Annotated in this window: 27 protein-coding genes and 1 tRNA gene; 13 read left to right on the top strand and 15 right to left on the bottom strand. The window is 71.1% G+C overall.

The annotated features are described in order from the left end of the window. The first annotated feature begins 99 nt into the window (after positions 1-99). From nhaA to ACP4E5_RS24730, 3 genes are all read left to right on the top strand, one after another. Positions 100-1,503 (top strand): Na+/H+ antiporter NhaA, encoded by a 1,404-nt coding sequence (nhaA, locus tag ACP4E5_RS24740; protein WP_425832195.1) that lies wholly within the window; start codon positions 100-102, stop codon positions 1,501-1,503. Between the two features lie 64 nt (positions 1,504-1,567). After that, positions 1,568-2,077 carry a phage holin family protein gene (locus ACP4E5_RS24735; RefSeq protein ID WP_425832193.1) on the top strand — a complete coding sequence of 170 codons (510 nt, stop codon included), beginning with the start codon at positions 1,568-1,570 and terminating at the stop codon, positions 2,075-2,077. After that, positions 2,074-3,027, top strand: a complete 954-nt coding sequence (locus tag ACP4E5_RS24730) for an alpha/beta fold hydrolase (RefSeq protein ID WP_425832191.1) — start codon at positions 2,074-2,076, stop codon at positions 3,025-3,027. The genes ACP4E5_RS24735 and ACP4E5_RS24730 overlap by 4 nt, the downstream gene beginning before the upstream one ends. A 350-nt stretch (positions 3,028-3,377) precedes the next feature. Here the strand turns inward: ACP4E5_RS24730 and ACP4E5_RS24725 are convergent, their stop codons facing one another. From ACP4E5_RS24725 to nth, 3 genes are all read right to left on the bottom strand, one after another. Further along, positions 3,378-4,577 (bottom strand): MarP family serine protease, encoded by a 1,200-nt coding sequence (locus ACP4E5_RS24725; RefSeq protein WP_425832189.1) that lies wholly within the window; start codon positions 4,575-4,577, stop codon positions 3,378-3,380. A gap of 72 nt (positions 4,578-4,649) precedes the next feature. Continuing rightward, positions 4,650-5,420 carry an NUDIX hydrolase gene (locus tag ACP4E5_RS24720; protein ID WP_425832187.1) on the bottom strand — a complete coding sequence of 257 codons (771 nt, stop codon included), beginning with the start codon at positions 5,418-5,420 and terminating at the stop codon, positions 4,650-4,652. Positions 5,421-5,497: 77 nt separating this feature from the next. Then, positions 5,498-6,355: an endonuclease III gene (gene nth, locus ACP4E5_RS24715; protein WP_425832185.1), complete on the bottom strand. Its 858-nt coding sequence runs from the start codon at positions 6,353-6,355 to the stop codon at positions 5,498-5,500. A gap of 431 nt (positions 6,356-6,786) precedes the next feature. Between nth and ACP4E5_RS24710 the strand changes: the two genes are divergently transcribed. Both ACP4E5_RS24710 and ACP4E5_RS24705 read left to right on the top strand, forming a co-directional pair. After that, complete coding sequence (locus ACP4E5_RS24710) at positions 6,787-7,461, top strand: Crp/Fnr family transcriptional regulator (RefSeq protein ID WP_425832183.1); 675 nt, start codon at positions 6,787-6,789, stop codon at positions 7,459-7,461. Between the two features lie 109 nt (positions 7,462-7,570). Beyond that, entirely contained in the window at positions 7,571-8,464 is an 894-nt protein-coding gene (locus tag ACP4E5_RS24705; protein WP_425832181.1) for a sigma-70 family RNA polymerase sigma factor, read from the top strand. 40 nt (positions 8,465-8,504) lie between these two features. Here ACP4E5_RS24705 and ACP4E5_RS24700 read toward each other — a convergent pair whose 3' ends face one another. The 4 genes from ACP4E5_RS24700 to sp36 all read right to left on the bottom strand — a co-directional run bounded on the left by ACP4E5_RS24700 (position 8,505) and on the right by sp36 (position 10,947). Beyond that, entirely contained in the window at positions 8,505-9,335 is an 831-nt protein-coding gene (locus tag ACP4E5_RS24700) for an MBL fold metallo-hydrolase (protein WP_425832179.1), read from the bottom strand. Continuing rightward, positions 9,332-10,222 carry an NUDIX hydrolase gene (locus tag ACP4E5_RS24695; protein WP_425832177.1) on the bottom strand — a complete coding sequence of 297 codons (891 nt, stop codon included), beginning with the start codon at positions 10,220-10,222 and terminating at the stop codon, positions 9,332-9,334. Before ACP4E5_RS24695 ends, ACP4E5_RS24700 begins: the two co-directional genes overlap by 4 nt. A gap of 93 nt (positions 10,223-10,315) precedes the next feature. Continuing rightward, the gene (locus ACP4E5_RS24690; RefSeq protein WP_425832175.1) at positions 10,316-10,786 is read right to left on the bottom strand and encodes a RidA family protein; all 471 of its coding nucleotides are present in this window, start codon (positions 10,784-10,786) and stop codon (positions 10,316-10,318) included. Continuing rightward, positions 10,783-10,947: a Sp36 family protein gene (gene sp36, locus ACP4E5_RS24685; protein ID WP_107498797.1), complete on the bottom strand. Its 165-nt coding sequence runs from the start codon at positions 10,945-10,947 to the stop codon at positions 10,783-10,785. Before sp36 ends, ACP4E5_RS24690 begins: the two co-directional genes overlap by 4 nt. A gap of 85 nt (positions 10,948-11,032) precedes the next feature. Here sp36 and bagA point away from each other — a divergent pair, with 85 nt between their 5' ends. Both bagA and bagB read left to right on the top strand, forming a co-directional pair. Next, on the top strand, positions 11,033-12,046 hold the full coding sequence (gene bagA, locus ACP4E5_RS24680; protein WP_425832173.1) for an ATPase BagA: 1,014 nt from the start codon (positions 11,033-11,035) through the stop codon (positions 12,044-12,046). Then, on the top strand, positions 12,043-13,302 hold the full coding sequence (bagB, locus tag ACP4E5_RS24675) for an ATPase BagB (RefSeq protein ID WP_425832171.1): 1,260 nt from the start codon (positions 12,043-12,045) through the stop codon (positions 13,300-13,302). The genes bagA and bagB overlap by 4 nt, the downstream gene beginning before the upstream one ends. An 89-nt stretch (positions 13,303-13,391) precedes the next feature. Here the strand turns inward: bagB and ACP4E5_RS24670 are convergent, their stop codons facing one another. Further along, positions 13,392-13,736 (bottom strand): WhiB family transcriptional regulator, encoded by a 345-nt coding sequence (locus ACP4E5_RS24670; RefSeq protein ID WP_425832169.1) that lies wholly within the window; start codon positions 13,734-13,736, stop codon positions 13,392-13,394. A 450-nt stretch (positions 13,737-14,186) separates the two neighbouring features. On the opposite strand from ACP4E5_RS24670, the gene ACP4E5_RS24665 reads away from it, so the two are divergent. Further along, the gene (locus ACP4E5_RS24665) at positions 14,187-16,430 is read left to right on the top strand and encodes a transglycosylase domain-containing protein (RefSeq protein WP_425832167.1); all 2,244 of its coding nucleotides are present in this window, start codon (positions 14,187-14,189) and stop codon (positions 16,428-16,430) included. A gap of 138 nt (positions 16,431-16,568) precedes the next feature. Here the strand turns inward: ACP4E5_RS24665 and ACP4E5_RS24660 are convergent, their stop codons facing one another. Continuing rightward, positions 16,569-17,033: a GatB/YqeY domain-containing protein gene (locus ACP4E5_RS24660; protein ID WP_425832165.1), complete on the bottom strand. Its 465-nt coding sequence runs from the start codon at positions 17,031-17,033 to the stop codon at positions 16,569-16,571. 77 nt (positions 17,034-17,110) lie between these two features. Between ACP4E5_RS24660 and ACP4E5_RS24655 the strand changes: the two genes are divergently transcribed. Together ACP4E5_RS24655 and ACP4E5_RS24650 are read left to right on the top strand one after the other, a co-directional pair. Next, positions 17,111-18,076 carry a metallophosphoesterase gene (locus ACP4E5_RS24655; protein WP_425832163.1) on the top strand — a complete coding sequence of 322 codons (966 nt, stop codon included), beginning with the start codon at positions 17,111-17,113 and terminating at the stop codon, positions 18,074-18,076. A gap of 111 nt (positions 18,077-18,187) precedes the next feature. After that, a tRNA-Pro gene (locus ACP4E5_RS24650) sits at positions 18,188-18,261 on the top strand. Between the two features lie 82 nt (positions 18,262-18,343). Here the strand turns inward: ACP4E5_RS24650 and ACP4E5_RS24645 are convergent. Together ACP4E5_RS24645 and ACP4E5_RS24640 are read right to left on the bottom strand one after the other, a co-directional pair. Continuing rightward, positions 18,344-19,090 (bottom strand): bestrophin-like domain, encoded by a 747-nt coding sequence (locus tag ACP4E5_RS24645; protein WP_425832161.1) that lies wholly within the window; start codon positions 19,088-19,090, stop codon positions 18,344-18,346. Between the two features lie 37 nt (positions 19,091-19,127). Then, on the bottom strand, positions 19,128-20,378 hold the full coding sequence (locus tag ACP4E5_RS24640) for a hypothetical protein (RefSeq protein ID WP_425832159.1): 1,251 nt from the start codon (positions 20,376-20,378) through the stop codon (positions 19,128-19,130). Between the two features lie 292 nt (positions 20,379-20,670). On the opposite strand from ACP4E5_RS24640, the gene ACP4E5_RS24635 reads away from it, so the two are divergent. Beyond that, a complete protein-coding gene (locus ACP4E5_RS24635) occupies positions 20,671-22,143 on the top strand; it encodes a GDSL-type esterase/lipase family protein (protein WP_425832157.1) in 1,473 nt (490 codons plus the stop codon). A gap of 32 nt (positions 22,144-22,175) precedes the next feature. Here ACP4E5_RS24635 and ACP4E5_RS24630 read toward each other — a convergent pair whose 3' ends face one another. The 3 genes from ACP4E5_RS24630 to ACP4E5_RS24620 all read right to left on the bottom strand — a co-directional run bounded on the left by ACP4E5_RS24630 (position 22,176) and on the right by ACP4E5_RS24620 (position 25,199). Then, the gene (locus ACP4E5_RS24630; RefSeq protein ID WP_425832155.1) at positions 22,176-22,988 is read right to left on the bottom strand and encodes a bestrophin-like domain; all 813 of its coding nucleotides are present in this window, start codon (positions 22,986-22,988) and stop codon (positions 22,176-22,178) included. Between the two features lie 111 nt (positions 22,989-23,099). Further along, positions 23,100-23,831: a response regulator gene (locus ACP4E5_RS24625; RefSeq protein WP_425832153.1), complete on the bottom strand. Its 732-nt coding sequence runs from the start codon at positions 23,829-23,831 to the stop codon at positions 23,100-23,102. Between the two features lie 42 nt (positions 23,832-23,873). Then, positions 23,874-25,199 (bottom strand): sensor histidine kinase, encoded by a 1,326-nt coding sequence (locus ACP4E5_RS24620; RefSeq protein ID WP_425832151.1) that lies wholly within the window; start codon positions 25,197-25,199, stop codon positions 23,874-23,876. Positions 25,200-25,388: 189 nt separating this feature from the next. Here ACP4E5_RS24620 and ACP4E5_RS24615 point away from each other — a divergent pair, with 189 nt between their 5' ends. After that, positions 25,389-25,679: a helix-turn-helix domain-containing protein gene (locus tag ACP4E5_RS24615; protein ID WP_425832149.1), complete on the top strand. Its 291-nt coding sequence runs from the start codon at positions 25,389-25,391 to the stop codon at positions 25,677-25,679. A gap of 93 nt (positions 25,680-25,772) precedes the next feature. Continuing rightward, the gene (locus ACP4E5_RS24610) at positions 25,773-26,261 is read left to right on the top strand and encodes an SsgA family sporulation/cell division regulator (protein ID WP_425832147.1); all 489 of its coding nucleotides are present in this window, start codon (positions 25,773-25,775) and stop codon (positions 26,259-26,261) included. 64 nt (positions 26,262-26,325) lie between these two features. On the opposite strand, the gene ACP4E5_RS24605 is transcribed toward ACP4E5_RS24610, so the two are convergent. Then, positions 26,326-26,577: a chaplin gene (locus ACP4E5_RS24605; protein ID WP_425832145.1), complete on the bottom strand. Its 252-nt coding sequence runs from the start codon at positions 26,575-26,577 to the stop codon at positions 26,326-26,328. Positions 26,578-26,612: the final 35 nt, after the last annotated feature.

The raw sequence follows: 26,612 nt of genomic DNA, 5'->3' as shown, positions 1-26,612 counted from the left end.
GGGTAAAAGTCGCGTCAACGACGCGACAAAGATCCAACAGGTGCGCCGGGAAGTCTGGTCGGCAATGCAGTCAGCCGTACCCGACCGGAGGTCTCCCCCGTGAGCGCGCCCAAGAACAAGCAGGACCGCAAGGCACTCGGCCGGCTGTCGCTGCCCGAGCGGACGTACGTCGCCGACGCACTGCGCACCGAGACCGTCGGCGGTGTCCTGCTCCTCGTCGCCGCGATCGCGGCGCTCGTCTGGTCCAACCTCCCGGCCCTGCACCACAGCTACGAGGCCGTCAGCGACTTCCACCTGGGGCCCGGCGCGCTCGGCCTCAACCTCTCCATCGAGCACTGGGCCGCCGACGGACTGCTCGCCGTCTTCTTCTTCGTCGCCGGCATCGAGCTCAAGCGCGAGCTCGTCGCGGGTGATCTGCGCGACCCCAAGGCCGCCGCGCTGCCGGTCGTCGCCGCGCTCTGCGGCATGGCGATGCCCGCGATCGTCTACGTGGTCGTCAACGCGTTCGGCGGCGGCTCGATGGACGGCTGGGCCGTGCCGACGGCCACCGACATCGCCTTCGCGCTCGCCGTCCTCGCCGTCATCGGCACGTCGCTGCCGAGCGCCCTGCGCGCGTTCCTGCTGACCCTCGCGGTCGTCGACGACCTCTTCGCGATCCTGATCATCGCGATCTTCTTCACGGACGACCTGAACTTCCTCGCGCTCGGCGGCGCCTTCCTCGGCCTCGCCGTCTTCTGGCTGCTGCTCAGGAAGCGGGTGCGCGGCTGGTACATCTACGTACCGCTCGCCCTGGTCGTCTGGGGGCTGATGTACAACAGCGGCGTCCACGCCACCATCGCCGGTGTCGCCATGGGCCTGATGCTGCGCTGCCACCGGGAGGAGGGCGAGGAGCAGTCGCCCGGCGAGCACATCGAGCACCTGGTGCGGCCGATCTCCGCGGGACTCGCGGTGCCGCTGTTCGCTCTGTTCAGCGCCGGTGTCGCGGTGTCGGGCGGGGCCATCGGCGATGTGTTCACCAAGCCGGAGACGCTGGGTGTGGTGCTCGGCCTCGTCGTCGGCAAGGCGCTCGGGATCTTCGGCGGTACGTGGCTGACCGCCCGGTTCACCAAGGCCTCCCTCTCCGAGGAACTGGCCTGGCCCGACGTGTTCGCCGTGGCCTCGCTCGCCGGCATCGGCTTCACGGTCTCGCTGCTCATCGGGGAACTCGCCTTCACCGACGACCCGTTGCTGACCGACGAGGTCAAGGCGTCCGTGCTGATCGGCTCGGTGATCGCGGCGGTGATCTCGGGCGTGCTGCTGAAGATCCGGAACGCCAAGTACCGGGCCCTGTGGGAGGCGGAGGAGCGCGACGACGACCTCTCCGGGGTCCCGGACATCTACGAGGTGGGCGATCCGGAGTACCACCTTCGGATGGCCGACATCTACGAGCGGAAGGCCGCGGAACACCGCAGGCTTGCGCAAGTGGCGTCCGGGGCAGGCGGCGAGGACGAGCGTCCGGCATGATCTGACGGAGAATCCGCGCAGTACGCGCATACGAAGCAGCCACAGAAGAACAGGGGAGTACGCGATGAGCGCACCCGACGACAACCCGGTCGGCGCCGAACGCAGCGTCGGTCAGCTGTTCGCATCGGCGACGGCCGAGATGTCCGCGCTGGTGCACGACGAGATCGCCCTTGCGAAGGCGCAGCTGAAGAAGGACGTGAAGCGCGGCGCGACCAGTGGTGGCGCGTTCATGGCGGGAGTGGTCGTCCTGACCTTCTCGCTGCCCATGCTCAGCTTCGCGCTCGCGTACGGGATCAACGCGTGGACCGGCGGGTTCAACGGCGACGGCGGCTGGAACATGGCCTGGTGCTTCCTGCTGTCCTTCGCCGCGAGCGTGGTCATCTTCCTGCTGCTCGCGCTCATCGGCGTCGTCTTCGCCAAGAAGGCCAAGCAGGGCAAGGGCCCGCAGAAGACCGCCGCCTCGTTCAAGGAGACGGCAGGCGTACTGCAGCACGCCAAGCCGCACCCCCGTGAGGTGACCGCGGACGGCCATGACACGAAGGCCATCGAGGCTGTGGCACGCTCGTCTTCATGACGGACCCTGCCACTCCTTCGGCCCAGCCGCCCGCGTCCTTCGTGCGCCTCGACGTTCCCGGCGGGCACAAGGTGACCCACCGGGACGTCGCGGCGAACGGCGCGCGCTTCCACATCGCCGAGATGGGCGACGGGCCGCTGGTCCTGCTCCTGCACGGCTTCCCGCAGTTCTGGTGGACGTGGCGGCACCAGCTCGGCGCGCTCGCCGACGCGGGCTTCAGGGCCGTGGCGATGGACCTGCGAGGGGTGGGCGGCAGCGACCGTACGCCGCGGGGTTACGACCCGGCGAACCTCGCGCTCGACATCACGGGAGTGGTGCGCTCGCTCGGCGAGCCCGACGCGGCGCTCGTGGGGCACGACCTCGGCGGCTATCTCGCCTGGACCGCGGCCGTGATGCGGCCGAAGCTGGTGCGCCGGCTCGTGGTCTCCTCGATGCCGCATCCGCGCCGGTGGCGCTCGGCGATGCTGGCGGACTACCGGCAGTCGCGCTCGGGATCGTACGTCTGGGGGTTCCAGCGCCCGTGGCTGCCCGAGCGTCAACTCCTCGCGAACGACGGCGAATTGGTGGGCAAGCTGGTCCGGGACTGGTCGGGGCCGCACCAGCCCGACGACGCGACCGTGCTGACGTACCGGCAGGCCATGTGCATCCCGTCAACCGCGCACTGCTCGATCGAGCCGTACCGGTGGATGGTGCGCTCCCTCGCGCGCCCCGACGGGATCCAGTTCAACCGGCGGATGAAGCGCCCCGTGCGGGTGCCGACGCTGCATGTGCACGGCTCCCTCGACCCGGTGATGCGCACACGCAGCGCGGCGGGCTCCGGCGAGTACGTGGAGGCCCCCTACCGCTGGCGCCTCTTCGACGGCCTCGGACACTTCCCGCATGAAGAGGATCCGGCGGCGTTCTCCAAGGAATTGGTCAACTGGCTGAAGGATCCCGAACCGGACCGGTAGGCCCTGTTTTGTTGAGGGAATGCCAGGGGGAACGCCTGTGCTTCGAACGGCCAATTGCCCGGCGCATACGCCATTTTGGGGAGTGTGAGGGCGGTTACCGACCATGAGGCAGGGGCACACGTCGGGGTATGGGCTGGACGCACGACTACAGTGACGCAGCACGCAATCGCCGCCCAGCGATGACGCTGGGCTCTCCCCGGAGAGGAGCGCCGGACGGCTGGTCGGCGCACGATCCCCGGCTGGGCATTCCTCGTATTCTGCGGCGCCGGGCCCGGTGGGTGTCCGCGCGGATCCGGCACGGCGGGCGGGGCTGAACGCCCCTTCCCCGCCCGGGTTCCACGGCCGGCCGGCTACAGCGCGCAGGCGTCCGTGTCGACCTGCTGGCCGGCCGCGCGGCCGCGCGCGATGTCGGTGCTGATCTCGTCGCCGGACAGCGCGTAACCCGTCTGCGAGTCGTCGAGCGACTTGGCGAACACGACGCCGTAGACCCTGCCGTCCGGGGTGAGCAGCGGTCCGCCGGAGTTGCCCTGACGGACCGTCGCGAACAGCGAGTACACGTCGCGACGCACGGTGCCGCGGTGGTAGATGTCCGGGCCGTTCGCCGTGATGCGGCCGCGTACGCGCGCGGGGCGCACGTCGTACGCGCCGTTCTCCGGGAAGCCCGCGACGATCGCGCCGCCGCCGCGCTGCGCGTCGGTCGCCGCGAACTGGAGCGGGGGCGCCTTCAGGGCGGGCACGTCCAGGACCGCGATGTCGCGCTTCCAGTCGTAGAGCACGACCTTCGCGTCGTACTTCACGCCCTCGCCGCCTATCTGGACGGTGGGTTCGTCGACACCGCCGACCACATGCGCGTTCGTCATCACGCGGCGGTCGGAGAAGACGAAGCCGGTGCCTTCGAGGACCTTGCCGCAACTGGGCGCCTGGCCCACGACCTTGACGATGGACCGCTGCGCGTTCAGCGCCACCTGGCTGTTCGCGAGCGCCGGGTCCGGCGGCTTCACGTCGGCGATCGGCTCGTTCGCGAACGGGCTGAAGACCTGCGGGAACCCGTTCTGCGCGAGGGTCGAGGAGAAGTCCGCGAACCAGGTGTCCGCCTGCGTGGGCAGCGCCTGCGAGACGCCCAGCAGCACCTTCGAGTTGCGTACTTCCTTGCCGAGCGTGGGCAGCGTGGTGCCGGCGAGGGCGGAACCTATCAGCCAGGCGACCAGGAGCATCGCCGCCACGTTGACCACCGCGCCGCCCGACGCGTCGAGCGCGCGTGCCGGGGACCAAGTGATGTACCTGCGCAGCTTGTTGCCCAAGTGCGTGGTGAAGGCCTGTCCGACGGAGGCGCAGACGATCACGACGACCACGGCGACGACCGCGGCGGTCGTGGTGACCTCCGCGTCACTGGTGATCGCGTCCCACAGGAGGGGCAGCGCATAGATCGCGACGAGGCCGCCGCCGAGGAACCCGATCACCGACAGGATGCCGACGACGAAACCCTGGCGGTAGCCGACGATCGCGAACCAGGCGCCCGCGGCGAGCAGCAGGAAGTCCAGCACGTTCACCGATTCACGCCCCGCCTTGCATCTCGCCCCGCCCCTGTCGGCCTGTGCTCGTGATTCACGGCGCCCACCCTGTCACGACCGCCAATCGAGTGGGACCGTCTTTGATCGGTCCCAGGGGCGCTCCCACCCCGCGTAGTGCAGCAGCCGGTCGATCACGCCCGCGGTGAACCCCCAGACGAGAGCCGATTCCACCAGGAAGGCGGGGCCCTTGTGGCCGCTCGGGTGGACCGTCGTCGCCCGGTTCTCCGGGTCCGTGAGGTCCACCACCGGGACCGTGAAGACACGCGCCGTCTCCGCCGGGTCGACCGCCGCGACGGGTGACGGCACCCGCCACCATCCCAGTACGGGCGTGACGACGAAGCTGCTCACCGGGATGTACAGCTTCGGCAGCACGCCGAAGAGCTGGACGCCGCCCGGGTCGAGGCCTGTCTCCTCCCACGCCTCCCGCAGGGCGGCGTGCAGCGGCCCGTCGGTGAGCGGGTCGCCGTCCTGCGGGTCGAGGGCGCCGCCGGGGAACGAGGGCTGGCCCGCATGGGATCTGAGCGAGCCCGAGCGCTCCATCAGCAACAGCTCGGGCCCACGCTCCCCCTCGCCGAACAGGATCAGCACGGCGGACTGCCGGCCCGCCCCGCTCTCCGGCGGCAGGAAGCGGCTGAGCTGCTCACCGCGGACGGTGGCCGCGGCGTGTGCCACGGGGTCCAGCCAGGCGGGCAGGCCCTCGGTGCGGAGCGTCACGTCGGAGGGGGGCGGGCCGCCCTGCCCGTGCGCCCCCGCCGTGCCGTGCGACCCCGCCGTCTCCTTCGCCCCGCCGCTCATCCCACCGATCTCGCTCACGTGCTTCATCGCCGCCCCCTCGCGGTGTGCTGGGCCAAGGGCCCTCCTGACGGATTGACGGATCTTGCCGGTGTCACCGGGGTCCGTCACACCTCCCGTCCGGCCAGGGGCGGCGCCGGGAGGCCGCCCGCGTCCAGGTAGGACTGCGGGGGCTTGAGGCGCTGGCCGGGGAAGCCGCCCTTCTCGTACTTGAGCAGCTTCTCCGCCTTCTGCGGGTCCGTCTCGCCCTCCCCGTACGCCGGGCAGAGCGGGGCGATCGGGCAGGCGCCGCAGGCCGGCTTGCGGGCGTGGCAGATGCGCCTGCCGTGGAAGATCACGTGGTGACTGAGCTGCGTCCAGTCGCTCTTCGGGAAGAGCGCGCCGACGGCCGCCTCGACCTTGTCGGGATCCGTCTCGTCGGTCCACTTCCAGCGGCGCACCAGGCGGCCGAAGTGCGTGTCGACGGTGATGCCGGGCCTCCCGAACGCGTTCCCGAGCACCACGAAGGCCGTCTTGCGGCCCACGCCGGGCAGCTTGACCAGGTCTTCGAGGCGGCCGGGCACCTCGCCGCCGAAGTCCTCGCTCAGCGCCTTGGCCAGGCCCATGATCGAGCGCGTCTTGGCGCGGAAGAAGCCGGTCGGCCGGATCAGCTCCTCGACCTCCTCCGGGTTGGCCGCGGCCAGGTCCTCGGGGGTCGGGTACTTCGCGAACAGGGCCGGCGTCGTCTGGTTGACCCGCAGGTCCGTCGTCTGGGCCGACATCACCGTGGCCACCAGGAGCTGGAAGGGGTTCTCGAAGTCCAGCTCCGGGTGGGCGTACGGGTACACCTCCGCGAGCTCCCGGTTGATCTTCCGGGCACGCCGGACGAGCGCCGTGTGCGTCTCCGGGCGTGCGGTCGTCTTCTTCGCGGCGGACTTCTTCGCGGCGGTCGTCTTGGCTGCCGTCTTCTTAGCGGGCGCGGACATCGACTACGCGGCCTTCCCCTGTACGGATACGGACTTGAGTACGGGCGCGGCCCCGGTCACGCTCACCGGGGACGCCGTCAGCTCCCTGGTCACGGCCTCGGGGGCACCTTTCTGCGCCTGTTCGCCCACAGCGGAATCGAGATCGCCCGCCACCGTCACGACCCCCTTCGCCTGCGCTCTCACCGGCATTTTGAACACTCGGCCAGCCTAAAGCCCGGCACTGACATCCGCCCCGAAGCCACCGGATCGCTCCACGATTGGCCCCCTCCCCCTCGGGTTGTGGCGCGGGTGCGGCAGACTTGTGTACGAGTGACTGATCACACTGTTTGGACCGTCCGGCAAAATGGGCAGTGGAAATGATCGACAACCGGGGCGATCCGGTCGATTCGATCGGGTCCACTCCCGATGCAGGCGACATAGGAGAGAAACTCGTGGACGACGTTCTGCGGCGCGCCCCGCTCTTCGCGGCGCTCGATGACGAGCAGGCCGCGGAGCTCCGCGCCTCCATGAGTGAGGTGACCCTCGCTCGCGGCGATGCCCTGTTCCACGAGGGCGACCCCGGAGACCGCATGTACGTGGTCACCGAGGGCAAGGTGAAGCTCCACCGCACTTCCCCCGACGGGCGCGAGAACATGCTCGCCGTCCTGGGCCCCGGCGAGCTGATCGGCGAGCTGTCGCTGTTCGACCCGGGCCCGCGCACCGCCACGGCCAGCGCCCTCACCGAGGTCAAGCTGCTCGGCCTCGGCCACGGCGACCTTCAGCCCTGGCTGAACGCCCGGCCCGAGGTCTCCACGGCGCTGCTGCGTGCCGTCGCCCGGCGCCTGCGCAAGACCAACGACCAGATGTCCGACCTGGTCTTCTCCGACGTGCCCGGCCGTGTGGCCCGTGCGCTCCTCGACCTGTCGCGCCGCTTCGGCGTGCAGTCCGAGGAAGGCATCCACGTCGTGCACGACCTGACGCAGGAAGAGCTGGCCCAGCTGGTCGGCGCCTCCCGCGAGACGGTCAACAAGGCGCTCGCGGACTTCGCGGGCCGCGGCTGGCTCCGCCTGGAGGCCCGCGCCGTGATCCTCCTGGACGTGGAGCGCCTCGCGAAGCGCTCGCGCTGACACCACACGCTCAACGCAGACGGGTCCCGCCACACCTCGTGGCGGGACCCGTCTCCGTAGAGGCACAAAGCGGGACCCGACTACGTAGACACGCACTGGGGAGCCCTACATGACACAGCCGTCCGATCTCGTCACCCGTTTCGAGGCAGAGCGCGGGCGGCTGCGTTCCGTGGCGTACCGGATGCTCGGTTCGCTGAGCGAGGCGGAGGACGCCGTCCAGGAGGGGTGGCTGCGGCTGCAGCGCGCCGACACGGACGACGTACGGAACCTGAGCGGCTGGCTGACCACCGTCGTCGGGCGGATCTGCCTGGACATGCTGCGCACCCGTACGGCGCGCCGTGAGGAGCCCTTCGAGAGCGAGACGCTCGGGCCCGCCGAGATCCGCGTCCCTGACCCGGTGATCCGTCCCGCCGACCCCGTCCACGAGGCCGAACTCGCGGACTCCGTGGGGCTCGCGCTGCTCGTCGTCCTGGACACCCTCGCGCCCGCCGAACGTCTGGCGTTCGTGCTGCACGACATGTTCGCGGTGCCGTTCGAGGAGCTCGCCCCCATCGTGGAGCGCACGCCCGCGGCGACCCGGCAGCTGGCGAGCAGGGCGCGGCGCCGGGTGCAGGACGCGCACGTCCCCCAGGACACCCCGCTGGCGCGCCAGCGCGAGGTCGTCGACGCCTGGCTCGCCGCCACGCGCGTGGGCGACTTCGAGGCGCTGCTCGAACTCCTCGACCCGGACGTCCTGTTGCGGGTCGACGCGGGCAGCGGCACCGCGTCCGGGCTGCTGCGCGGGAGCCTGGCGGTGGCCAAGCAGGCCGCGTTCTACGGGAAGCTGGCGCAGGCGGCGTACCCGGCGTTCGTCGGCGACGGCCTCGGCATCGTGCAGGCGCCCCGCGGCCAGGTCGTCGCGCTGCTCGCCTTCACGTTCCGGGACGGCAAGGTCGTCGGCGTCGACATCATCGCGGACCCGCCGCGCCTCGCCGCGCTGGACGTCACGTGGCCGTCCGCCTGAAGCCGTACGGGACGAAGACGTACCGGGCCAGGAAGCCGTACTAGATCAACCCGTGTTCGCGCAGATAGTCGAGCTGGGCCCGCACGCTCAGCTCGGCCGCAGGCCACAGCGACCGGTCCACGTCCGCGTACACGTGCGTCACGACGTCGGGCGCGGACACGTACCCGCTCTCGACGGCCGTCTCCACCTGGGCGAGCCGGTTCGCCCGGTGCGCCAGGTAGAACTCGACGGCGGCCTGGGCGTCCTCGAGGACCGGGCCGTGTCCCGGCAGCACCGTGTGCACCCCGTCGTCGACCGTCAGGGAACGCAGCCGGCGCAGCGAGTCCAGGTAGTCGCCGAGGCGCCCGTCCGGATGGGCGACCACGGTCGTGCCGCGCCCGAGGATCGTGTCGCCCGTCAACACGGCCTGGTCGGCCGGGAGATGGAAGCACAGCGAGTCCGCGGTGTGCCCCGGGGTCGGTACGACACGCAGCTCCAGGCCGCCCGTGGTGATCACGTCACCGGCGGCCAGGCCCTCGCCGCCGAGCCGCAGCGCCGGGTCGAGCGCCCGCACCTTCGTCCCGGTCAACTCGGCGAAACGGCCCGCCCCTTCGGCATGGTCCGGGTGCCCGTGCGTGAGGAGGGTGAGCGCGACCCGCTTGCCCGCCTTCTCGGCGATGTCCACCACGGCGTGCAGGTGCGCGTCGTCCAGCGGGCCGGGGTCGATGACGACGGCGAGGTCGCTGTCCGGTTCGGCGACGATCCAGGTGTTGGTGCCGTCGAGGGTCATCGCGGACGGGTTGGGCGCCAGGACGTTGACCGCGCGGGCGGTGGCGGGGCCCGAGAGGACCCCGCCGCGCGGCTGGCCGGGCAGGGCCGCGGCTTCGGTCATGAGGAGGATCCACCGTTCCTGTCGCTGTTCCCGGCCGGAATGTGCTTGGTGAACTCGTCGTGCCCCGGCCAGGACAGCACCAGTTCGTCCTTCTCCATGCGCGCCTGGGCGAGTACGGGGGTGAGATCGCGCCCCGCCGCCCCGTCCAGGGCCTCGCCCACGCGCGCGTACTCGGCGAGCGTGCGCAGCGTCGCGATCGTCGGCGGCATCATCGTCAGCTCGCCCCGGTCGTACTCCGCCGCGGCCCGCCCCGGCATGATCCACACCGTGCGGTCGGCTTCGGAGGAGTCGTCGCTGGTGCGCTGGCCCGCCGGGAGCGCGGCCACGAAGAACCACGTGTCGTAGCGGCGCGGTTCGAACTCGGGGGTGATCCAGCGGGCCCACGCGCCGAGGAGGTCGGAGCGCAGCACCAGGCCGCGGTTCTCCAGGAATTCGGCGAAGGACACGTCCCGGTCGATCAGCGCCTGCCGGTCGGCCTGCCACTGCTCGCCCGTCGTGTCGTCGACGACGGTGTCCGGGGTCGGCCCGGCGAGCAGCACGCCCGCCTCCTCGAACGTCTCCCGCACGGCGGCGCAGACGATCGCCTGGGCCTCCCGCTCCGGCACCCCGAGCCGCGCGGCCCACTCCGCGCGCGTGGGGCCCGCCCAACGGACCAGCCGGTCGTCGTCGCGCGGGTCGACGCCGCCGCCCGGATACGCGTAGGCGCCCGCCGCGAACTTCATCGACGTACGTCTGCGGAGCATGTGCACCTCGGGGCCACCGGGCGAGGCGTCTCTGAGCAGCATCACGGTGGCCGCGCGGCGCGGTGTCGCGGGCGTGAGCGTGCCGTCGGTGAGGGCACGGATGCGTTCCGGCCACTCGGGGGGATACCACTGCCCATTTGCCATGGCCGGAGGCTAACCGCTGACGGCCGGATGTTCGAGAGGCCGCCCGAACCAAGATCGGACGGCCTCTCGACCACGTACGCGTACGTCAGTGGCTCACGCCTCCGTGAGCTCCACCTGGATCTCGACCTCGACCGGCGCGTCCAGCGGCAGCACGGCCACGCCCACGGCGCTGCGCGCGTGCACGCCCTTGTCGCCGAGGACCTCGCCGAGCAGCTCGCTCGCGCCGTTGATGACGCCGGGCTGGCCGGTGAAGTCGGTGGCGGAGGCCACGAAACCGACGACCTTCACGACACGCGCGATGCGGTCCAGGTCACCGGCGACGGACTTCACGGCCGCCAGTGCGTTCAGCGCGCAGGTACGGGCCAGGTCCTTCGCCTGCTCGTCGGTGACCTCGTCGCCGACCTTGCCGGTCAGCGGCAGCTTGCCGTCGACCATGGGCAACTGCCCGGCCGTGTACACGTACACACCGGACCGAACGGCCGGCTGGTACGCGGCGACCGGAGGAACGACGGGCGGCAGGGTCAGGCCCAGCTCGGTGAGCCGCGCCTCCACCTGCCCGCTCATGCGGCCTTCTCCCGCTTCAGGTACGCCACCAGCTGCTCGGGGTTGTTCGGCCCCGGCACGACCTGGACCAGCTCCCAGCCGTCCTCGCCCCAGGTGTCCAGGATCTGCTTCGTCGCGTGCACGAGGAGCGGCACGGTCGCGTATTCCCACTTCTTTGCCATGGGCCCGACTGTATCCGCCGGACATGGCCGAAGCGTTCCGGAGGCTGCTGCGTGGATGTCGGACCTACTGGTTAGGCTCGAATACGTGAGCAGGCTCCAGGTCGTCAGCGGCAAGGGCGGGACCGGAAAGACCACGGTCGCCGCCGCGCTCGCGCTCGCCCTCGCGACAGAGGGCAAGCGCACTCTCCTCGTGGAGGTGGAGGGCAGACAGGGCATCGCACAACTCTTCGAGACGGAGGCGCTCCCCTACGAGGAGCGGAAGATCGCCGTCGCGCCCGGTGGCGGGGAGGTGTTCGCGCTGGCCATCGATCCCGAACTGGCGCTTCTGGACTACCTCCAGATGTTCTACAAGCTGGGCGGCGCGGGCCGCGCCCTCAAGAAGCTGGGCGCGATCGACTTCGCGACCACCATCGCGCCGGGCCTGCGGGACGTACTCCTGACGGGCAAGGCCTGCGAGGCCGTGCGCAGAAAGGACAAGCAGGGGCGCTACATCTACGACTACGTGGTGATGGACGCGCCGCCCACCGGCCGCATCACCCGGTTCCTGAACGTGAACGACGAGGTGGCCGGGCTCGCCAAGATGGGCCCGATACACAACCAGGCGCAGGCGGTGATGCGGGTCCTCAAGTCCCGTGAGACCGCGGTGCACTTGGTGACCCTTCTCGAGGAGATGCCGGTGCAGGAGACCCTCGACGGGGTCGCCGAACTGCGCGCAGCGAAGCTCCCGGTCGGACGGATCATGGTGAACATGGTGCGACCCGCGCTTCTCGGGGAACCCGCCCTGGCGCTGACCCGTGACGGCGAGGTCCGGCCGGCGGTCACCGAGGCCCTGACGACCGCCGGGCTCGGCAGTGCCAAGCGGCTCGTCGGCCCGCTGCTCGCGCAGGCCGGAGAGTACGCCGAGCGCTACGCCCTGGAGCGCGCGCAGCGCGACCAGCTCGCCGAGGCGGGCCTGCCGCTGCACGAGCTGCCGCTGCTCACCGAGGGCCTCGACCTCTCCGGGCTCTACACGCTCGCCGAAGAGCTGCGGCAGCAAGGGATACAGGGAACCGCACCAGGGATACAGGGAACCGCATCGAGGACGGGACGCCATTCATGACGCTGACCCCTGAGGGCACGCTCGACGTGGACCCGCTGCTCGACGACCCGCAGACCCGCATCGTGGTGTGCTGCGGCAGCGGCGGCGTGGGCAAGACCACCACGGCCGCCGCCCTCGGGCTCCGCGCCGCCGAGCGCGGCCGCAAGGTCGTCGTCCTCACCATCGACCCGGCCCGCAGGCTCGCCCAGTCCATGGGGATCGACTCGCTGGACAACACCCCGCGCCGCGTGAAGGACATCGCCCCCACCGACGGGATCGAGGGCGGCGAGCTGCACGCGATGATGCTCGACATGAAGCGCACCTTCGACGAGATCGTCGAGGCGCACGCGGACGAGGAGCGCGCGAAGGCGATCCTGGGCAACCCGTTCTACCAGTCGCTCTCGGCGGGCTTCGCGGGCACGCAGGAGTACATGGCGATGGAGAAGCTGGGCCAGCTGCGCTCGCGCGACGAGTGGGACCTGATCGTCGTCGACACCCCGCCCTCGCGCTCCGCGCTCGACTTCCTCGACGCGCCCAAGCGGCTCGGCTCGTTCCTCGACGGAAAGCTGATCCGGCTGCTCACGGCCCCGGCCAAGATCGGCGGGCGGGCGGGGATGAAGTTCCTGAACGTCGGCATGTCGATGATGACCGGCACGCTCGGCAAGCTGCTCGGCGGTCAACTCCTGCGCGACGTGCAGACGTTCGTGGCCGCGATGGACACGACGTTCGGCGGTTTCCGCACCCGCGCGGACGCCACGTACAAGCTGTTGCAGGCGCCCGGCACCGCGTTCCTCGTGGTCGCCGCGCCCGAGCGGGACGCGCTGCGCGAGGCCGCGTACTTCGTGGAGCGCCTGGCCGCGGAGAAGATGCCGCTGGCCGGGCTCGTACTGAACCGGGTGCACGGCAGCGGTGCGGGCCGGCTCTCGGCCGAGCGCGCCCTCGCCGCCGCAGAAAATCTTGACGAGCGCCGCATTGTCGATCAGACGGGCGGGAAGGAAGAGGGTCGTGCCACTCCCGAGGCACCCCCCGAGACGTCCGAGGCCGACCCCACGGCCGACCCCAGCATCGAGCAACTGACCGCGGGACTGCTGCGGTTGCACGCGGAGCGCATGCGGATGGTCGCGCGCGAACAGCGCACGCGTGACCGCTTCACGGCACTGCATCCCGAGGTCGCCGTGACCGAGGTCGCGGCCCTGCCCGGTGACGTGCACGACCTGGCAGGCCTCAGGGACATCGGAGAACGGCTCGCGGCCGGTGGCACTCCGGCCGGAGCATGAGCCGTACGTCCGTGATCTGATCCGTGATCTGACGGATCGTGACCCGGCGGATCGTGATCTGACGGAACGGATGGTGGTGCGCGCGCCGGCTATCCGACGACCGCGTACCTCTCGTACGTCTCGTCGTTCTCCAGTTCCACGGGCAGCAGGCCCGCGCCGCGCTCGTACTCCGTACGCGCCGTCTCAAGCAGCGTGCGCCATGAGGTGACGGTCGGACGCCTGCGCAGCAACGCGCGGCGCTCCCGCTCCGTCATGCCACCCCACACGCCGAACTCGACGCGATTGTCCAGCGCGTCCGCCAGGCACTCGGTCCGCACGGGACATCCCGTGCACACCGCCTTCGCCCGGTTCTGCGCTGCTCCTTGAACGAACAGTTCGTCCGGATCGGTAGTGCGGCAGGCCGCCTGCGCACTCCAGTCGACTACCCAGCCCATACCGGCGCCGTCCTCTCCCGAATCGAGGCTCCCCCACGGCGGCAGCGGCATATTCACCGCCGCCAGTTGAGGACGTTACGGAAGGTGGGCACAGCGCAACACCCCCTTCGGGCCCAATCTTGAATGGTCCGAACGGACTATGCGTAAGCGGCAGATCACCCGACGGAGTGACCGGAGGACATGCGTAATAACCCCGGCAAACCAGGACAGTTCACTTGAGTCACATCGGGCGTCGAGTGACACACAAGGCGGATTCGGACACCCCTTGTGCCCTACGCGAAGCTCCGCGAAAGGGTGCGGGAATGACTACAAGAGGCACTTCATACGTACCGGGAACGATTCGGGGTCGTCCCGCATCTTGATACGAGACCGCACTGCTGTGACAGTTGAGTGCAGCTTAGGCCAAGGCATATACGCCTGTCCGGAGAATCGACACGTAGGCTGCCCCGTATGGGAAAGAAGCGCTCGGGCGGTGGCGGCGGCCTTTCGCCGGCCCAACAGGCCGCCAAGTTCCTCGGAGTCAGCGTGCTCGCCGGAGCCGTGCTGGCGGGGATCGCCCTGCCCGCGGCAGGCGCGCTCGGCCTCGCGGCCAAGGGCTCGGTCGAGGGATTCGACGAGATCCCGGCGACGTTGAAGACCCCGCCGCTGAGCCAGCGCACCACGATCCTGGACAACGAGGGCGGGAAGATCGCGACGGTCTACTCGCGCGACCGCACGGTCGTGAAGCTCGACGACATCTCGCCGTACATGCAGAAGGCGATCGTCGCGATCGAGGACTCGCGGTTCTACGAGCACGGCGCCGTCGACGCCAAGGGCATCCTGCGCGCGATCAACGCCAACGCGCAGAACGGCGGCGTCTCGCAGGGCGCCTCCACCCTCACCCAGCAGTACGTGAAGAACGTCTTCATGGAAGAGGCGGGCGACGACCCGACCAAGCTGGCGCAGGCGACTCAGCAGACCATCGGCCGCAAGGTCAAGGAGCTGAAGTACGCGATCCAGGTGGAGAACGAGGTCGGCAAGAAGAAGATCCTCAACAACTACCTGAACATCACGTACTTCGGGCAGCAGGCCTACGGCGTCGAGGCCGCGGCCCAGCGCTACTTCTCCAAGCCGGCCAAGGACCTGAACATCCAGGAGTCGGCGATGCTCGCCGGCATCGTGCAGTCCCCCAGCCGCTACGACCCCGTCAACGACGAGGCCGAGGCGAAGAAGCGGCGCAACGTCGTGCTCCAGCGGATGGCCGAGACGCACGACATCACGCAGGCCGAGGCCGACAAGGCCAAGAAGACGCCGATCGGCCTGAAGGTCAGCCGGCCGCAGAACGGCTGCATCACGGCCGGCAGGGGCGCGGCGTTCTTCTGCAACTACGTCAGGAACGTCTTCCTCAACGACCCGGCCTTCGGCAAGACGTCCGAGGAGCGCGCCAAGGTCTGGAACCGCGGCGGCCTGACGGTGAAGACGACGCTCGACCCGCAGACGCAGGACTCCGTGGAGGAGTCGATAAAGCGTCACGTCTACCAGTCCGACAAGGTCGACGCGGCGGGCGCTTTCGTCGAGCCGGGCACCGGCAAGGTCCTCGGCATGGGCCAGTCGAAGCCGTACGGATCCGACGCCAGTAAGAACGAGTCGGAGATGAACTACTCGGTCAACTACCGGGACGGCGGCTCCAACCTCGGCTTCCCGACGGGTTCGACGTTCAAGCCGTTCGTGGCGGCCGCGGCCCTGGAGAAGGGGACGCCGGTGACGAAGCAGTACCCGGCGCCGTACGAGATGCCGTACCCGAGCAGCGTCCAGACGTGCAGCGGCAAGCCGTGGGTCAACGACGGCGGCTACAAGCTGAGCAACGAGAACGAGTCGGAGGTCGGCCCGTACCGCCTCAAGGAGGCGATGGCCAAGTCCATCAACACGTACTTCGTGCAGATGATCGGCGACATCGGCATGTGCCCGGTCGTGAAGATGACCGACAAGCTGGGCGTGGTGCAGGGCAACGGCAAGAAGGTCGACGAGGTGCCCTCGTCGATGACCCTCGGCTCGACCGGCCTCTCGCCGCTGACGATGGCCTCCGCGTACGCGGCGTTCGCCAACCGCGGCACATACTGCACGCCCGTCGCCATCGAGTCGATCACCGACCCCAACGGCAAGGCGCTCGCCGTGCCGAAGTCGAAGTGCTCGCGCGCGATGTCGGAGAAGACCGCGGACAAGATCAATACACTGCTCAGCGGCGTGATCGACTCCGGTACGGGCAAGACGGCCGGCCTCACCGGCCGGGACAACGCGGGTAAGACCGGTACCACCGACGGCCGCAAGAACGCCTGGTTCGCGGGCTACACGCCGAACCTGTCGGGCGCCGTCTGGGTCGGCAGTGCCTCGCAGGCCGTCGAGATGACCAACATCACCATCGGCGGCCAGTACCACTCGAAGGTCTTCGGCGCCGACACCCCGGGTCCGATCTGGCGGGACGCGATGACCGGCGCGCTGTCCGGCAAGGACGCGCCCACCTTCAACAAGGTGAACATCCCGGACCCGGACAAGAAGAAGGACAAGGGCAAGGACAAGGGCAAGAGGCCCGGTTCCGGGGACGACGGGGGCAACGGTGACGCCAACCCGCTGCCCGACATCTCGATCCCGCCGGACCTCATCGGTGGGAACGGCAACGGGCACGGGAACGGACACGGGGGTCGTGGGGGCCGATAAGGCCTCGGACCGGACCGCGTGGCACGACGACGGAGAGGGCGCACCCCGTGCGGGGTGCGCCCTCTCCGTCGTCACGTAGTCGTTCAGTCAGTAGTCGTTCAGTCAGGGGCCGGCAGTAGTGGCCGACCGTAGGTGCGCTCAGCCCGCCAGGAGGCGCTTGACCGTGCCGGCCACGCGGCCGCCCTCGGCCCGGTCCGCGACCTTCGGCTTCACGATCTTCATGACCTGGCCCATGGCCTTCGGCCCTTCCGCGCCGGCCGCCTTCGCCTCCTCGACCGCCTGCGCGACGATCTGCTCAAGCTCGGCGTCGGTCAGCTGCTGCGGCAGGTACTCGGCGAGCAGCTCGCCCTCCGCCACCTCACGGGCCGCGGACTCGGCGCGGCCCGCCTTCTCGAAGGCCTCGGCCGCCTCGCGGCGCTTCTTCGCCTCCTTGGCGATCACCTTCTGCACCTCGTCGTCGCTCAGCTCACGCTTCTCCGTGCCCGCGACTTCCTGATTGGTGATCGCGGAGAGGGTCAGCCGGAGGGTCGAGGAGCGCAGCTCATCGCGCTCCCTGATCGCGGCGTTGAGGTCGTCCTGCAGCTTCGACTTGAGCGTGGTCATGACTTGATTGTCGCAGGTGCCCGCGCCCCAACGCCCGCCGATTTCCGCTGCGGTGCGGGTCTGACACGATGGGGCTCATGCGCGCTCGATACGGGACTCCCCTGAAGACTTCGCTGAAGACCCCCCTGAAGGTGACGGCCGGCATCGCGGCGGCGGGTGCCGCCGGGCTGATCTACTCGGCGGGCTTCGAGGCCCGCTCCTTCCGCCTGCGACGGGTCACGATCCCCGTACTGCCTGCGGGAATGCGCCCGATGCGGGTCCTCCAGGTCTCCGACATCCACATGGTGAGCGGGCAGAACAAGAAGCGGCGCTGGCTCCAGTCGCTGGCCGGTCTGCGCCCCGACTTCGTCATCAACACGGGCGACAACCTGTCCGACACGGAGGGCGTCCCCGAGGTCCTCGACGCGCTCGGCCCGCTGATGGAGTTCCCCGGCGCGTACGTCTTCGGGTCCAACGACTACTACGGCCCCAAGCTGCTCAACCCGGCCCGCTACCTGAAGCAGCAGCTCTCGGGCAAGCACGGCCTGAACGGCAACGCTCCCGTCGTCGGCGCCATCCACAACCCGTGGGAGGACCTGCGCGACGGCTTCGACGCGGCGGGCTGGCTGAACCTCACGAACACGCGGGGCTCGCTGAAGGTGGCGGGCGTGGAGATCGGCCTCACCGGCCTGGACGACCCGCACATCAAGCGCGACCGGTACGCGGAGGTGGCCGGCGGCCCCGTGGCGGGCCCGGACTTCTCGATGGGCGTGGTGCACGCCCCGTACCTGCGCGCCCTGGACGCCTTCACCGCGGACGGCTACCCCCTGGTCCTCGCGGGCCACACGCACGGCGGCCAGCTCTGCATCCCCTTCTACGGGGCCCTCGTCACCAACTGCGACCTGGACACGGACCGCGTGAAGGGCCTGTCCACGCACGAGGCGGAGGGCAACACGTCCTACCTCCACGTCTCGGCGGGCTGCGGCACCAACCGCTACACCCCGGTCCGCTTCGCCTGCCCGCCCGAGGCGACCCTCCTGACGCTGGCGCCGTCGGCCCTCTGAGGCCCTGCGCACAGGACCGCCGAAAACCGGATTTCGTCTCAGGCCGACAGTCCGCTAAAGTAAACGACGTCGCCGCGACCTGCAGAACAGCAGAGACCGGAACAACGACATCGGGGTGTGGCGCAGCTTGGCAGCGCGCTTCGTTCGGGACGAAGAGGTCGTGGGTTCAAATCCCGCCACCCCGACAGCCAAAACAGCAGGTCAGGCCCGGTTCTCCTTTTCGGAGAACCGGGCCTGATTTGTGTTGAGGGTCCAGCTGGGTGTGGATCAGGTTCGGAAGTTGCGGGTGAAGGCTTCCGGGTCGACGGCGAACAGGCCGCTGAACGGGCTGTTGAGCTGGTAGATGAGGAGCACCGTGAACGTGATGAGGGCGGACAGGCCCATCACCATCACGACGTGGGTGAAGCTGCGTTTGACGCCGAACATGAACATGAAGGCGATGGTGAGCACGCCGCCGACGATCAGGCCGAACCAGATCACCGGGGAGAGGCGTTCCTCCGTGTCGGCCTCGCGACCGCGACGGGCCTCGTCCAGGGCGCTCAGCTGGGCCAACGTCTCCAGTCCCGTGGCCTGTTGGGCGGGTGTGGCGTCGGCCGGGACCTGGCCCGCCGCGCGGACCCGTTCGAGGACGCGCCAGCCCGCCGGGTCCGGGTCGGCGCCACGTGCCATGGCGGGCCACTCGGTGTCCGTGACGTTGCGGACGTACGCCTCGATGTCCTCGCGCATCCGGGCCGCCCGTTCCTCGGGAAGGCCCGCTGCGAGCAGGTGGATCTGGTGGGCCGCGCTCGCCTCGGTCGCGGTGTGGTCCTCGGCGCTGGAGTGGGTTTCCCAGACCGAGACCAGCGCCAGGCCCAGAACGAGGGCGTAGAGCACGCCGACCATCATGGAGATGTACTCGGCGACGTCCTCGCGGGGTTCGTCGTCCGGGCCGAGCGGCCAGAAGCGGTGTTTGACCAGGACGATCGCGGCGGCGAGCAGCGCGACGCCCAGCACGATGGCGAGGCTTTGGATCATCGGGGGTCCGGTCTCGTTGCGGCGCGGTGGCGGGTGGTCAGTGTCGACGGGAGCCGAGCACGGCGGCCGCGACGGCGGCGGGCAGCAGGACGAGGAACAGCGCCGTCATCAGGCCGAGGCCGGTCGGGGTGTGGTCCGGCCGGACGAAGCGGGAGAGCAGGGTGTGCTGTTCCGGTGTGTGCCCTTGCGGTGTGGGCTGTTCCGGCGTGCGAGGCGGCGGGTGTGCGGCGGTCGGCGGACGTTCCGTCCTCCCGGGCGTCACGGGGTGCACCCCTGGTGGGGCCACTCCCGGCGGGGCCACGCCCAGTGGGGGCGGAGCGAGCGGCATCAGTGCGGCGGCAGGCGGTGCTACGGGGGCGGGTGGCTCCTCCAGCGCCTCGGGCGGTCCGCCCGGCGGCCGGGGCACGGGGGCGGTGGCCTTCGGTGGCCGCCGGGCCGGGGAGTTGCTCGTGGGCTTCGTGGGCGGCGCGGCAGGCAGCGTGAAGTGCGTCTCGGCGCGCGCCACGAGGCGCGGCGCCGCCACGCGTGCGCCCCGGGTGTCCAGCGTGCGCAGCAGATCGCTGCCCTCGGCCCGGCCCCGGCTGAGATACCGGCCGGGGCCACGCCGTACTTCGGCAGTGCACTCGGCCGTCGCCCCCGCGGCGAGCCGGGGCACGACGGGTCGGCGATCGCCGCAGTCGATCCGGTCCGCGGCGAACTCCGGGTCGCTGACGCGGACGTGCTGGAGGGGGCGGTTGCCGGTGTTGGTCACGGCGTAGCGGATGACCGCCCGGTCCGGGCCCGTCACCCGCGCCGACTCGGAGAGCGCCGGCGCGGCGCCCACTCCGGCGTACCCGGAGCGCGCCGACGCGTGTGCGGTGGAGCGCAGATACGGTTGGCGCCCGTCAGCCGTGGCCTTGCCGATCCACGTGCCGGGGCGCGCGGTCCCCGTCGCCGTGCAGCGCGCCGAGCGCTGACCGGTCAGCAGCGGCACCCGGTCACGGCCGCCGGGGCAGCGGATGCGGGCGCCCGGCATCGCGGGATCGCGTACGCGTACGTCGTGGAGGTCGGCGCTGCCGTGGTTGCTGAGGCGGTACGACTTCACGACGGCGGTGCCGGTGCGGATGCCGGGGCTCAGTGCGCCGAGACCCGGCCGCGTGTTCACCGTGACGTCGAGACCGAGATCGACCGTGGCGCCGTCCGCGGCCGAGGGCCCGGCCGCCGACCAGCAGCCCACGGCCAGCAGGCAGCCGACCAGCAGCAGCCTCGATGAGCGTGCGGCCCTTCCGACCCGGCGTCCGATGATCACACCGGCATGCTGGTCGCTGTGGCCCCGCGGGAGACGGCCTGGCGCGCGCACGGGCCCGGTGATCCACCCGAGTGGCCCCGACGATCCTGCCTACCCGGCGGAGCCCCGGGTCCACGGCTGAGGATCGGCGCTGCTCAGGGACGTGGTGCCCGGACGGCGAGCCGCGCCGCCGTCGGCCCGGCACGCCGCGGGCGCTCGCTCATCGGACGCCCGCCCTGGCCCCGCGGCCCCGCAGCCCCACCCGCCCCTCCCTCATCGCGCGCATCCCGCCCCCCATACCTACGCTGATCACGTGGCAGACCCGATCACGGTAGGTGTCTCTCGGATCGCTCGTGGTGTCCGTCGGCGTGCCCATGGCCTCGGTGGTGTCGCGGTGCGGCGCGTCTGGGGGTGGGCCAAGGATGCGGGGGCCATCACGGGTGCGAGCCCGGCCGGGCGGCGGTTCAGTCACTTCGGTGCGGGCGCGAGCATCGCGTTTCCCCCGGGGTGTCTCTTCGGTGAACCGTGGATCTCCATCGGGTCCGGCACGCTCGTCGGGAGCCAGGTGACGATGACGGCCGGACTGCTCCCCGGCCTCGACCTCGGCTCCGACGTGGTCCTGCGCATCGGCCGGGGCTGTGTCGTCGGCCGGGGGTCGCACCTCGTGGCCCACGAGTCCGTGACCGTCGGCGACCAGGTCTTCATCGCGCCGCACGTCTACATCACCGACCAGAACCACCAGTACACCGATCCCCGGCTGCCCATCGGCAGCCAGCCGCCGAGCAACCGGCCGGTGTCCATCGGCGACGGCTGCTGGATCGGCACGGGCGCCGTCATCCTGCCCGGCGCCCGTCTGGGCCGGAACGTCGCCGTGGCCGCCGGAGCGGTGGTGCGCGGCGAGTTCCCCGATCACTGCCTGATCGGGGGTGTGCCCGCCCGTGTGCTGCGGCGGTACGTCCCCGGGTCGGGCTGGCAACGCACACCCGCACACGAGGAGTCCGCCGTGCCCCATGACGCCGTCCCCACCAGCGACCAGGCCGGCCAGAACGGCCACGTCGTCAACATCATGATCGTCGGCGATTCGATCAGTCACGGCAGCAGCGGTGACTGGACCTGGCGCTACCGCCTCTGGAACCACCTGCGCGAGCAGGACGTCGATCTCGACCTCGTCGGCCCGAAGGCCACCCTCGACAACATCCGCACCGCCGAGGTGGGCGACGACGACGACACGTACGCCGACCCCGAGTTCGACCGGGACCACGACGCGCAGTGGGGCCGCCCGTACGTCACCGAGAAGGACGAGATCGAGGCGAAGACGCGCGAGCACGACCCCGCGTACCTGCTGGTGCTCCTCGGCATCAACGATCTGTTCTGGTTCGACGTCCAGCCGGCCCAGTTCGAGGCGAACCTGCGCGAGTTCATCGCGAACGCCCGGCGCGGCCGTCCCGGCCTCGGCATCGCCATGGGCACCGTGCTGCAGTGCCAGAAGGCGGTGGACGAACCGGAGTTCGCCGCGCGCGTCGACGCCTCCAACGCCCGGCTGCGCGCCGTGGCCGCGGAGCTGGACACCGCGGCCGAGCCGGTGGTGGTCGCGGAGACGGCCGCGGAGTTCGTCGCGCCCGAGCACACCTGGGACGGCACGCACCCCAACCCCAACGGCGAGATCCGTATCGCCGCGGCGTTCGCCGACGCCCTCGCCGTCCACTTCGGCATCGGCGCCCCCTACCCGCGGCCCTACCCCGACGTACCGCCCGTGACCCCGCAGGCCAAGGCGAGCATCGACTGATCAGGATCGGGATCGGACCCGGTACCGGGAGATCAGTGCCGGGTGCTTTCCGCTGTGCGGTCGCCCTTCTTGTCGCAGGGGATGTCCGCGAGCTTGGCGTGCGCGAGGAAGTCGCGGGTGGCCTGGCGTTCCACGTCGGCGATGGCCGTGGGCCGCACGTCGATGATGCCGCCGAAGGGGCGGTCGACGTCGCGGATGATGCACAGCGTGGCGGTCAGCAGCACGGTCACCAGGGTGAGCGCGGCGAGCTGCCCCCGGTTGTGCTTGCGCGGCAGGCAGATGCCGAGCGCCGCCACCGTCACCGCCAGCACCGCCAGCAGGAACCAGAGGATGGCGTTGGGGATGCTGGCGGTCGCCTGCGTGAGGCGTTCCTCGCGCTCCTCGGAACGCTTGTGGTCGGCGCTGACGAGCATGCCGAAGACCGGTTCGCCCTCCAGGGCGCGGAAGGTGTGGCGGAGGTCGGTGGACCACACGCTGGGCGCCGACGAGCCCTTTCCGTCGGACATCGCGGGCCACTCCTGGACGCGGACGGCACGGGCATAGCAGACGGAGTCCGCCTGGACGGCCGCCCGCTGCTTCTCGGGGGCGTACTCGGCGGTCTCGACGAGCTGGTCCACGGCGCGCGCCTCGCCGCGCGAGGCCACCTCGGCCTTGCCGTACGAGCCGTTGGCGGTGACCAGGACGAAGGCCAGCAGCAGGACGGTCAGCGTGAGCAGGGGGCCGACGAGATCCTTGACGGCCATGCCCGTGTCGTCGTCCTCGGCCAGCAGCCTCGGCCGCAGATATCGGTTGGCCGCGAGCCCCGCGATCAGGGCGAGCGCGGCGACCACGATGACGATGACCACGGGTGAGTACCTCCGGGAGACAGGAAAGCGGGGCCTCGCGTCGTGGGGCACCGTGATCTTGTCCTGACCGTCCCGCCCTCCGCTGATACGGCGGGCGGGCCCACTCACCCTCTATCGAGCGACAGACTGTCCGCCGGAAAGCGGCGGCGGAGGGCCGGTGAGCAGGCCCTGCCGGGACGCCGTCGCGACCGCCGCCGCCCTGCTGTCCGCGCCGAGCTTGGTGTAGACGGCGCTGAGGGCGCTCTTGACCGTGCTCGGGCTGATGCCCCGGCGGCTGGCGATCTCGCGGTTGGAGAGGCCGGCCGCGACGAGGCGGACCAGGTCGGCCTCGCGGGGTGTCAGCACGGGGACGCTGCCCTGGGGCCCCGGCAGGGCGTGGCGGGCGACGCCGGGGCCGAGGACGGTCTCGCCGCGGGCGACGGCGCGGACCGCGGCGAGCAGCGATTCGGCGGACGCCTCCTTGCCGAGGAATCCGGTGGCGCCGGCCCGCAGCGCGGAGGTCACCGTCTGCGCGGTGACGTAGGCGCTGAGGATGAGGACGGCGGGCGCGGGGTTCAGCGCGCGCAGCTCGCGGACGAGCCGGATGCCGTCGTCGATGCCGGCGCCCAGGTCGAGGTCGACGACGGCGATGTCCGGGGCCTCGGGGCGGCGGGCCGCGCGCAGGGCGTCGGCGGCGTTCGCCGCCTCGGCCACGGGCGACAGGTCGTCGGCCGTGGCGAGCAGGGTGCGCAGGCCGATCCGCAGCGCGGGGTGGTCGTCGACGACGAGGACGCGGGTGGGGCGGGCGCGGCCGTTCCGGGCGGAGGCCGCCGCCTCGGGTATGCCGCTCAGGACGTCACTCATCACGCCGTCCGCTTACGTCACTCACCTGTGCACTCTCTTACGTCACTCATCCACGCCGCCCGCCGTCGGCCCGCGTCGCAGCCCGGCGCTCAGCTCCGTGCCCGAGCCGGGGCGGGACACCACCGTGAACGTGCCGCCGAGGCCCTCGACGCGGTGGCGCAGGGAGCGCAGTCCGTGCCGGTCGTCGGGCACCCGGGCGGGGTCGAAGCCCCGGCCGTCGTCCCTGACGGTCATGGTCACCTCCTGCGGCTCGTACGTCAGCGTGGCGGTGACCTGGTGCGGCCGCGCGTGCCACAGGGCGTTGGACACCGCTTCCTGCGCGAGCCGCAGCAAGGTGTGTTCCACGTCGGGCGGAAGCGGGCCGGGCTCGCCCGAAGTGTAGAACGCGAGCTCCGGGGGGCCTTCGGCGCCGGGGGCGGAGGGGAGCCTGCCGTCCACGTGCCAGCCCGCGGCGAGGGCCTGGCGCATCGCCGAGAGGTGGTTCTCGATCGTTTCGGGGAGCGTGCCGTTGAGGGTGCCCGCCGGGCGCCGCGTGTGCGCCGAGTCGATGAGGACGCGTGCCTCGCGCAGGCCGAGGTTGGTCAGGTCGAGGGCCGCGTGCGTCGCCTCCGCGGCCCTGGCGGGGGCGGCGGCCAGGGTGCGTTCCGCGCCTTCGAGGAGCAGCTTGACTCCCGCGAGGTACTGGGCGATCGAGTCATGGACCTCGGCCGCCATCCGGCGCCGCTCGTCCGCCTGCCCGGCCAGCCGCTGCGACGTCGCCAACTGCCCGCGGCCGTCCTGGAGCCGACGGATGACGTCCTCGGCGGAGCCGCGCAGGCGCTCCTCCTTGCGGAAGGCGAGCACGACCAGGAGCAGGGCGAGGAAGGCACCCGCGACGACCATCTCCTGGTCGCCTACGGTCGAGGGCCCCCGCCGGCTCGTGACAATCGCCGCCGCGACCGCGACGACCGCGACCCCGAGCGTGCGCAGCCGGGGCAGGAACATCAGGACGACGAAGTACAGCGCGGCGACCAGGACCCGGAACTGGGTCCCCGTCAGATCGAGCCAGAGCCACAGTCCGAACAGGGCCGCCAGCCAGCCGAGGGTGAAGGGGTCGGCCCGGCTCGCGAGCCGCAGGGCGCCCGGGTCGGCCCCCGAACGGCGTTCCGCGAGCGGCGCGAAGCAGTACACGAGGCCGAGCGCCGCCCCCACCCCGATGCGCCACGGCTCCCCCGACACTCCCGCCACGACGGTCCGCACCAGGCCGACGACCAGCAGGACCAGGAACGTGGCGTGCAGCGGTGACGTCACCAGGCGCGCGAGCCCCCGCCGTCCGCCCGGACTCCCCGCGGGCGGCTCCTGCGCAATGACGAGCGTCGCGTCGCTCAAGACTGCCCCTATCAGCTGCCGGACCCACCCGTCCAGGGCCGGATGGGCGCCCCTGCGAACCCGGGTGGCCCGCGGCACGCGGCCCGGTGGCCGGTGATCGGACGTACCGGATCTTCAAAGATCAGTGATGACACGTCGGACGCCCACGGGGGGCGCCCGACGCCCGCACGGCACCGAAGGAGGACACACATGGCGCAGCCGCGGACCGCCGGCGGCACCCGGCTCCAGTCGGTGGAGCGCGCCCTGCGTGTCCTGACGGAGGTGGCCGGGCACCCGCAGGGGCTGACCGCCAAGCGGCTCGCGCGCTTCCTCGACGTACCGCTGGCGACGACGTACCACCTGCTGCGCACGCTCGCGCACGAAGGCTGGCTCGAGCACGCCGAGGGCCACTACCGGATCGGCACGGGCGCCGTCGCGTTCGCCCGCGCCCTCGCGGGACCCGGTGAGGGCGGCGACGAGCAGGGCGTTTGCACAGTCTGAGATCTCGGCGGATCTTCCGCGAGCCATCTGGTTGAAGGGGCCAACGGGCGCCGCAAGAATCGCGGCGTTGCCCAGAAGCGGCGGGGGCGCTGTATGGATGCGGACGACATCACACCGGGTTCCGGTGACGCGCCGGACACCGGTGACGCACCGGACGAACTCGTGGGTGTCATCGCGGCGGTGGCCCGGTGGGGCGAGGACCTGTTCCACCCTGCCGAGGTGGAGCTGCGGTTCCGGCTGGCGGATCCGCTGGCCGTCACCGTGACGGCCTGGGGCGGCCCGGAGGCGGGCGTTCCGGGGTCCGTGCTGTGGCCGCTGTCGCGGGACCTGCTGCTGGACGGGCTCGAACGGGCGGCGGGCGACGGCGACGTACGCATCGCGCCCTATCGCGCTCCCGGCCGCGACCGGCTGGTCATCGTGGACCTGCGCAGCGCGCCCGGTGAGCCCCAACTCGTCGTTCCTCACGAGGCGTTGAGCCTGTTTCTCGACCGTACGGAGCGGATGCTGCCGGAGCGCGAGGGCCGCCTCGAAGGGCTCATCGACCGCGCTCTGCGGGATCTGGCGCCGGGCGACGACGCCTGAACGGCAGTGCCCGGAACGGCCGAAGTCGTCCCGGGCACTGTGCGTCCGAACCGGACTCGGCTGCCTACTTGTTGGCGCAGACGTTGCCGGCCGCCGGGTTGAGCGCGGCGATCAGGTTGAGCGAGTTGCCGCACACGTTGACCGGGACATCGACCGGAACCTGGATGATGTTCCCGGACAGCACGCCGGGGCTGTTCTGGGCCACGCCCGTGGCGCTGGCGCCACCCGGGCCGTCCACCGCGGAGGCCATGGCAGCGGATCCCATAACAGCGGTCCCGGCCAGCACGGCCGCGGCCGCGAAGGTGCGAAGACGCATCGTTGCTCCCTTGAGAGGTGAGGGAATATGACGGG

Origin of the sequence: Streptomyces fractus, from assembly GCF_049844455.1 — a bacterium.
GTDB classification, from domain to species: Bacteria; Actinomycetota; Actinomycetes; order Streptomycetales; family Streptomycetaceae; genus Streptomyces; species Streptomyces fractus.
The sequence above is the reverse complement of the archived record's forward strand: the minus strand, read 5'-3'. Positions and strand labels throughout refer to the sequence as shown.